This is a genomic window from Jutongia hominis, assembly GCF_014384965.1.
Taxonomy (GTDB): Bacteria; Bacillota; Clostridia; order Lachnospirales; family Lachnospiraceae; genus Butyribacter; species Butyribacter hominis.
This window is the reverse complement of the sequence record NZ_JACRSW010000001.1, coordinates 326,148-334,606: the sequence shown is the minus strand read 5'-3', so window position 1 is coordinate 334,606 and position 8,459 is coordinate 326,148. Positions and strand designations below refer to the sequence as shown.

The 8,459-nt window shown below is 37.2% G+C and carries 6 protein-coding genes and 1 riboswitch; of the genes, 5 read left to right on the top strand and 1 reads right to left on the bottom strand.

The features are described from left to right. Positions 1-87: 87 nt before the first annotated feature. Positions 88-861 carry a DNA-directed RNA polymerase subunit alpha C-terminal domain-containing protein gene (locus H8700_RS01315; RefSeq protein WP_249302444.1) on the top strand — a complete coding sequence of 258 codons (774 nt, stop codon included), beginning with the start codon at positions 88-90 and terminating at the stop codon, positions 859-861. A gap of 109 nt (positions 862-970) precedes the next feature. On the opposite strand, the gene H8700_RS01310 is transcribed toward H8700_RS01315, so the two are convergent. Further along, a complete protein-coding gene (locus H8700_RS01310; RefSeq protein WP_249302441.1) occupies positions 971-1,207 on the bottom strand; it encodes a DUF6061 family protein in 237 nt (78 codons plus the stop codon). A 439-nt stretch (positions 1,208-1,646) separates the two neighbouring features. Between H8700_RS01310 and trpS the strand changes: the two genes are divergently transcribed. The 4 genes from trpS (at position 1,647) to H8700_RS01290 (ending at position 8,337) form a co-directional block, all read left to right on the top strand. Next, a complete protein-coding gene (gene trpS / locus H8700_RS01305; RefSeq protein WP_022141580.1) occupies positions 1,647-2,729 on the top strand; it encodes a tryptophan--tRNA ligase in 1,083 nt (360 codons plus the stop codon). Between the two features lie 87 nt (positions 2,730-2,816). After that, positions 2,817-3,821, top strand: coding sequence for a UDP-glucose 4-epimerase GalE (gene galE / locus H8700_RS01300; RefSeq protein ID WP_022141579.1), 1,005 nt, complete (start codon positions 2,817-2,819; stop codon positions 3,819-3,821). A gap of 480 nt (positions 3,822-4,301) precedes the next feature. Continuing rightward, complete coding sequence (locus tag H8700_RS01295; protein ID WP_249302438.1) at positions 4,302-6,884, top strand: YfhO family protein; 2,583 nt, start codon at positions 4,302-4,304, stop codon at positions 6,882-6,884. 78 nt (positions 6,885-6,962) lie between these two features. Next, positions 6,963-7,039: riboswitch (Fluoride riboswitch) on the top strand. 122 nt (positions 7,040-7,161) lie between these two features. Then, the gene (locus H8700_RS01290; protein WP_249302435.1) at positions 7,162-8,337 is read left to right on the top strand and encodes a cation:proton antiporter; all 1,176 of its coding nucleotides are present in this window, start codon (positions 7,162-7,164) and stop codon (positions 8,335-8,337) included. The last annotated feature ends 122 nt before the right edge of the window (positions 8,338-8,459 follow it).

Here is an 8,459-nt window from a genome sequence, read left to right as displayed (position 1 = left end):
TTTCATTTTTACTTAATAGCTTAATCACCTCATTCAATAAATTTTTCTTAAGTCTTTCTAAATATTCGCTATTATTAACACACCTAAATGCACTCTCTGTTTTTCCCAAAAGAATTTGTATATTTTGATAAAATTTGTAGTAGATATAATATAAAAATAAACCAAACTTTAAAGCAAATTGATTTAGATAAATTGGGATTATCTGTAAGGGCATGTATATGTTTAAAACGAGCAGGAATAACAAAATCAGATCAGCTATTGAATCTTTCAGATAGTGATTTGATGAAAATTAGAAATCTAGGTAAAAAAACGTATGAGGAAATAAAAGAATGCATAAAAGGAATTAATAATAATTGTGCCACAGATGTAAAATCAGAAGTATTTTGTAAAGATGACAGTAGAACGATTATTCTTATGTTAAATAATCAAAAGATAATTTATAAGTGTATGGGGGTAACAGATGAACAGATAGCAAATTCTGTACTTACTACAATATTTAATTTAAAAAAATCAAAAAAAATAATAGAAATGCAAATGTCGCCTAAAATAATAGAGTTTTTGACAATGAAGGGATATTTGTTTTGGGATGATGTATATACTGATAGATTTTCTTTATTAGAGCAACTTAGAATATGTCAATTTAATGAGTGTGTAATTGAATTACAAGAATTGTGTAGATTTCAAATAAAACGAAAAGAAAAGGTACTGGTTTATCCTGGACGGGAAAGTATTCGTAACTTTATTATACATAATAATTATAAAAAACCAGAGGATATAATTAATAATATTAAAAATACAGATAATGATGAGATAATTGAATTTATAGAACAATTGAAAGAGTTGATTATATTTGATAATTAGGGTGATTTTGTGATTGGGCAGACTTTTTTATTAAAGATATTTCGTACAGAGTGTGGGTAATAAAATTTTAACTCTCCGTATGAAAAGGAATGTCTAGTAATAGTCAATATTAGCACCAATCCTCATCCATAGCATCAGCCCAATCCTGCAACTCACAATCAAGAGCAGGTGCAGCATACATAAGAGGATTATCAATCGCAAGGTTATCAATAAGCCTTTGAGAGTTAGGCGTAGTATGGAGATTCTTTTCAGCTTCAGCATAGGATAAGAATAGAAGTGTATTATCAGCAAAAGCAATGTCAATTCCGTTCTTGTATTGATTATAGTAAGCAAAATGTATTTTCATAGTAGTAGTCCTTTCTTTGTCAAAGTAATGAGTAGTCTTGGGAATGTGTGGACAGTCAACCGCATACAACATATATGCAACACTGGGACACACAAATCCCCTATTTATGGGCTTTTCAAGATATCAAAACGTTGACAAAGAGATAATTATTTTACAATCCAGTACGTTATACGACGTTTCAGAAAAGTATGTTACACCTCGGAATTTCGGTTCCGGGGTGTTTTTTCGTACTCATTGTTATTTAATGCATCATTAAACTTTTGACAAAGTGCCGGCCTTGCACTTTTTCTCTCCCCTTTTTTGTACAGTTGTGTTATACTAATAAAGAATGCATAAAAGATGTATATTTATAAAAATTACTTCGTAGCAAGGTGGCTTGTTCTTCGCACAGACAGGGAACAGGTGACATCACAATAGAGTAATGGAAATGAGGAAAATGATGGAAAAAATTATATTAACAGGAGATCGTCCTACCGGTAAGCTTCATGTAGGCCATTATGTAGGATCTTTAAAAAGAAGAGTAGAATTACAAAATTCAGGAGAATATGACAAGATTTTTATTATGATCGCAGATGCACAGGCATTAACAGACAATGCTGATAATCCGGCAAAGATCCGTGATAATATCATGGAAGTTGCACTGGATTATTTATCGGTAGGCATTGATCCGACAAAGTCAAATATTTTTGTACAGTCTCATATTGCAGAACTGACAGAATTAAGCTTTTATTATATGAATCTTGTTACGGTGTCACGTTTACAGCGCAATCCTACCGTAAAAGCAGAGATTAAGATGCGAAACTTTGAGACAAGCATTCCGGTTGGTTTCTATACCTATCCGATCAGTCAGGCAGCCGATATTACCGCTTTTAAGGCAACAACCGTACCGGCCGGAGAAGACCAGATGCCAATGGTAGAACAGACAAAAGAGATCGTTCATAAGTTTAATTCCGTATATGGCGAGACTTTAGTAGATCCAAAGATCTTACTTCCGGAAAATGAAGCGTGTCTGCGTCTTCCGGGTATCGATGGCAAAGCGAAGATGAGTAAATCATTAGGAAACTGTATCTACCTTTCCGAAGAAGAAGCCGAAGTCCGTAAGAAAGTAATGTCAATGTATACCGATCCGGATCATATCCGTATTGAAGATCCGGGCAAGTTAGAAGGCAATACGGTCTTTACTTATCTGGATGCATTTTGTAATGACGATCATTTCGCGGAATATCTGCCGGAATATGCAAATCTGGATGAATTAAAAGCTCATTATCAGCGAGGTGGTCTTGGTGATGTCAAAGTCAAGAAATTCTTAAACAATGTCCTTCAGGAAGAGCTTAGTCCGATTCGTGCCAGAAGAAAAGAATATGAAAAGGATATCGAAGGCGTTTATGAAATTCTGAAAAAGGGAAGCGAAGAAGCACAAAAGATCGCAGCTCAGACAGTCAAGGAAGTAAAGAGTGCTATGAAGATTGATTATTTTTCTGATCCGGCATTCATAGAAGAGCAGAAGAAAAAATTCAACTAAGCGATAAATAAAATATAAAATGTATTCTCGGAATCTTTTGAATGAAAAATCACCGAAAGTACATTAGACTGGAAAAGGGGATTTTCTATGAAAATATTAGTGACAGGCGGTATTGGTTATATTGGTTCCCATACATGTGTGGAACTTTTGAAGCAGGGAATGGAAGTTGTTGTATTTGATAATCTGTATAATGCCAAAATAGATGTTGTCGATAAGATCAAAGAGATCACAGGCAAAGAGATTACATTTTATCAGGCAGATATGCGAGACAAAGAATCGATGCGTCCGATCTTTGAAGAAAATAAGATTGACGCAGTGATTCATTTTGCAGGCTTAAAAGCAGTCGGAGAATCTGTTGAAAAACCATTGTTATATTATCAAAATAATATCACCGGAACATTGAACCTGTGTGAACTTATGAAGGAATATGATTGTAAGAAGATGATCTTTAGTTCATCGGCAACTGTTTATGGTGCACCAAAGACTGTTCCGATCAAAGAAGATTTTCCTTTGCATACAACCAACCCATATGGAACGACAAAGTTGATGTTAGAACAGATCCTGACCGATTTTTGTAAGGCAGATCCTGACTGGCATGTGATCCTGTTACGTTATTTCAACCCGATCGGTGCCCATGAGAGCGGATTGATTGGAGAAAGTCCGAATGGTATTCCTAATAACCTGATGCCTTATATTACACAGGTTGCGATCGGAAAACTGCCATATCTGCGCGTCTTTGGCGATGATTATGATACGCCGGACGGAACAGGGGTAAGAGATTATATCCATGTTGTGGATCTGGCGAAAGGCCATGTCAATGCAGTAGAAGCGATCATGCAAAAGAGTGGTGTATCTATTTATAACCTTGGTACAGGTATCGGTTATAGTGTTTTGGACATTGTCAAAGCTTTTGAAAAAGCAAATGGCATTACGATCCCATATCAGATTCAGGGAAGACGTGCCGGAGATATTGCGGTTTGCTATGCTAATGCGCAGAAAGCTTATGAAGAACTTGGCTGGAAGGCGGAATATGACTTAGAACGGATGTGCAAAGATGCATGGCATTTTGTACAAAAGAATGATAAGGCATAAAGCCTCTTGGCAAAAAGGAATGATAAGGCGTAATATTCCTAACAAAAAAGAAAGACAAGGTATAAAGCTTTGTAGTAAAAAAAGAACGATAAAACAATAATGTTCATAATAAGAAAAGAGGAATAATACAAAATGGCTGGACAGCGATACAAAGGGAAATATGCTTTCTAACAGCTAAAAATAGTCAGTAAAAGAAAAACAAATAGAAAGAAAAGATAAAAAGAGACATCAGATGATATTGTATTTTCCAAAAGACGGATCCTTTCCGGTAGTGGGAGACAATATAAGAACATGTCTCTTTTCTTTACATAGTCTTATGGTTTCCTTAATTTTTTTCTGTTTTTGTGCAAATGTGTCAAAAATGTGTTACACTCTTTGAAGTGATGAGAAATCAGATCCTGAGGAATCGGCAGGAAAATGAATCTTCCGTAGGGAAACAATGGATTAGAAAGATTTATGAGGAGAGGAATTGAGGATATTATGAAACAATGGGTACGGGATCATATTGAGGAGATTTTTTTATTCTGCTGTCTGGCAGTTGTGATCAGTATGTTCCTTTTTCGCTATGGATGCTTTGCATCGGATGTAGACTGGATGAGCCAGCATTCTGTTTTTCCGGATTATTTTCGAAAACTTTTTTATAAAACCGGGAAGCTGATCCCATCTTTTGCATCAAACATTGGTGGCGGACAAAACATTTTTAACTTTTCTTATTATGGACTGCTCAGTCCGCTGATCTTACCTTCGTATCTGCTTCCGTTTGTAACAATGGACACATACCTTTCGGTAATATCGGTTATCTGTATTCTGTCATCGGTGCTTTTGTTATATCACTGGCTGCGGTCAAAAGGTTTTCGCGGCAGATTAAGCTGTTCTATGGCTGTGATGTATCTTTTTGCAACACCGGTTCTTTTTCAGTCGTATACACAATGGATGTTTGTTAATTATATGCCGTTTCTGATCCTGGCTTTTATGGGTGTGGATCGCTTTATGCAGAAAAAGAAGCCATTGATGCTTTGCTTTTCCATTTTTTTGATGGTTATGACAAGTTATTATTTCAGTATTGGCGGCTTGTTTGCACTTGCATTGTATCAGATTGCTTATGCGATCAGAGAGACGGTTCCATTCCGTTTAAAGGAGTTTCTCCTTTTAGAACTTCGGACAGCTATTTATGTCCTGACCAGCCTTTTGATGAGTGGTGTGCTTTTGGTACCGACTGCATTTACATTGCTGGGAAGAAGCAGTGATTCAAAGCAGGCAGTGACTTTGGCAGAATTGCTGATCCCTGATGTCAAATGGACACATCTGGTATATTCCGGATATGGGATCGGATTGACGACTTTATTGCTGACAGCAGTTTTTGGTGTGATCTTTTATAAAAAAGCATGGGAACGCTTCTTAGGATATAGCCTGTTATTGGTTCTTTTCGTGCCGTTTTTTGAATACCTGTTAAATGGTGGTTTGTATCTGCGTGGAAAGGTTCTGATTCCGTTTTTGCCATTACTGTTATACTGGATGGCATATTTCCTGATGAAAATGAGAGACCGACTGCTATCGCCAAGAGCAGTATCGTTTTGTTTTGGCATTACTGTTTTTTTGGCAGCCATCTATTGTGATTTCAAGATAAAAGAATTACAATATTTCATTCTGTTTGATGCGGTTTTAATGTTTCTTTGCCACTTCCTGTATGAGAAGACCAGAAAAATGGCTTGCATCGTGGTACCTGTCTTTGTTCTGATGGGTACATTTAGTACGGGCTTTCATGGAATGCAAAATAACATGGTATCAGAGCAGCTTTTTGCTGAGATTGATGCTCAGGAATACCAGAGCCTGATCAAAGAATTAAAAGATCAGGATTTGTATGGATATCGTATTGAAACCAGAGGGAGCGATCAGGAGAATTTTGTAAATATCAATCGCATTTATGATATGGAACAAAGCATTTCAACCATTTATTCTTCTGCCTATGCAGCCAAATATGATGCTTTCCGCAAGCATGTTTTCGGCTTGAATGAGCCGCATCGCAACATTTTGATGCAGGGAATGACAAATAACCGTGTCTTTTTAAAGATGATGGGGGTCAAATATCTGATCTCGAATCAGAAATTAGATGCCAAAGTGTGCAAAAAAGAGGGAAAAAATGTAGTTTATGATAATGGAGAGGTGGCACCGCTCGGTTATGTGACGAACACCCTGCTTGATGAAAAACAATATGAACTTTTGGAATATCCTTATAATCAGATTGCCTTTTTGCATGGGACTGTGACAAACCGGCAGACAGAAAATCTTCAGAAAACATCAGAAGCAATTGTTCATCAGATGCAACAGGAAGTCAGCCCGGTTTCTTTTGATCTTGGTTCGATACAGTCAAAACTTCTTACGATTGATGAAGAAGAGAACGGATATCACATTGTTTCAAAAGGAAATGCAACCGTTAAAGCAAATATACAGATTCCAAAGAGAGGTGCGAATTATCTTTTTGTAGAATTTGATGTGAAAAATAATCGAAAGAAGCAGGATATGTCAATCCGTATCGAAAATGAAAAGAACAAACTGACCGATCGTTCGCATGTTTACTACAATCGAAATAAAACGTTCCGTTTTGCGGTTGCCTGTAAGCAAAACTTAAAAAAGCTCCATATTTCTTTTGGAAAAGGTGATTATCAGATCTACAATGTGAAATGTTATGCAGCTAAGATCAGTGAAGCGAGTGTTAAAAAGCTGTATCATAATAAAATGAAAATAACAGATAACTGGACAACCGGTGACATCTTGCAAGGTACTGTAGACAGTGCAGAAGATGGCAAACTGGTTACGTCGATACCAAATGCTGATGGTTTTTCTTTGTTTGTCGATGGCAAAAAAGCGAAAATAGAAGATATCAACTACGCATTTATCGGTACTTCATTGACTGCCGGAACGCACCGGATAAAGCTTGTCTATGAGTCGCCGGGACTGCGTGTTGGAAAATACGTTTCTGTTGTGGGCTTTTTACTTTGCTTTATCCTCTGCCTGATCCGCATTTTTACCGGTTGTAGAAGAAAAAAATTTGTGCTACAATAAAATGTACAAAAGAAAAGGGAGCGTCTGCGAAGCAGGCAATTTCCTTTTTCGAGTTTAAATAGAATTTAGAATTTGCTTGATAAAAAAGGGAATGAAGTTCTCCCATAGTAATGATACTAAAACCGCTTATATAAGCTGATGACTTCTGCATTTTTACGCAGAAGTTGTCGGCTTTTTTTGCGGAATAGGAAACTGCTCGTACAGTAGCGGTACACCAACAAGAATTGCTTTAGCAACTCTTTACCGAGAGCACATTTTATCTGAGGAGGAAAAGAAAATGTTATTTAGTATTGCAATGATACTTATCGTAGGAATGTTACTTGGATGGATCTGTCAGAAAGTAAAGCTTCCGAGTCTGCTTGGAATGTTAGTGACCGGCATGCTCTTAGGTCCGTATGTTTCGAACCTGTTAGACAAAAATATTCTTCAGATCTCACCGGATCTGCGAAAGATCGCATTGATCATTATTTTGACAAGAGCCGGTCTGGGGCTTGATCTGTCAGGTTTAAAAAAGATTGGAAGACCTGCTGTTATGATGTGCTTTGTGCCGGCAAGTTTTGAATTGATCGGTATTATTTTACTTGCACCAAAGATCATGGGACTGACCGTATTAGAAGCGGCTATTTTAGGTGCTGTGTTAGCTGCGGTTTCACCGGCAGTTGTTGTTCCGAGAATGGTAAAGCTGATGGAAGAAGGCTATGGAGTGAAAAAAGGCATTCCACAGTTGATACTGGCAGGAGCATCGGTTGATGATGTCTATGTGATCGTATTATTCTCGACATTCACCGGTATGATGCAGGGACAGGGAGCTTCTTTGATCCGTTTTGTCAATATTCCGGTGTCTATCTTTCTTGGAATTATGGTCGGATTGCTATTAGGAACGGGCATGGCATTTTATTTTGAAAAAGTACATATCAGAGATACGATAAAAGTATTATTATTGTTAAGTGTATCTTTCTTGCTGGTGACAGCAGAAGATCATCTTACGACACAGATCACATTTTCGGCATTGATCGCCATTATGTTTATCGGTATCGGCTTAAAGCAGAAAAGAGAAGTCGTTGCCCAAAGATTATCGACAAAATACAGCAAGCTCTGGGTAGCAGCCGAAGTCTTTTTGTTTGTTTTAGTCGGTGCTACGGTCAATGTGCATTATCTGAGACATGTCGGAGTGAGAGCTTTACTTGTTATTATCGGGGCGTTGTTATTCCGTATGACAGGTGTTTTTGCATGTTTATTAAAGACGAAGCTTAATGCAAAAGAGAGAGCATTTACGATGATGGCATATACACCCAAAGCAACCGTACAGGCTGCGATTGGCGGAATCCCGCTGGCATTGGGATTTGCCTGTGGCGATACGGTTTTGACGGTTGCGGTGCTTGCAATCGTTTTGACAGCACCTTTAGGGGCATTTATGATCGATTGGTCTTATAAAAAAATGCTGAAAAAATAAAATTGTTCTGACGGTGTTTGGCACGCATAAATCCTTCTGATTTTCACATACTACACTTACAGTATAATTGTGGAAAAGACGAAAATTCTTTTATTTATTAAAATTTTGGGGTTTTCCTTTCA

Excerpts from the sequence above, each read along its gene's own strand:
- H8700_RS01315 (WP_249302444.1), top strand. The coding sequence starts at position 88 with ATGCACTCTCTGTTTTTCCCAAAAGAATTTGTATATTTTGATAAAATT.
- H8700_RS01310 (WP_249302441.1), bottom strand. The coding sequence starts at position 1,207 with ATGAAAATACATTTTGCTTACTATAATCAATACAAGAACGGAATTGAC.
- trpS (WP_022141580.1), top strand. The coding sequence starts at position 1,647 with ATGGAAAAAATTATATTAACAGGAGATCGTCCTACCGGTAAGCTTCAT.
- galE (WP_022141579.1), top strand. The coding sequence starts at position 2,817 with ATGAAAATATTAGTGACAGGCGGTATTGGTTATATTGGTTCCCATACA.
- H8700_RS01295 (WP_249302438.1), top strand. The coding sequence starts at position 4,302 with ATGAAACAATGGGTACGGGATCATATTGAGGAGATTTTTTTATTCTGC.
- H8700_RS01290 (WP_249302435.1), top strand. The coding sequence starts at position 7,162 with ATGTTATTTAGTATTGCAATGATACTTATCGTAGGAATGTTACTTGGA.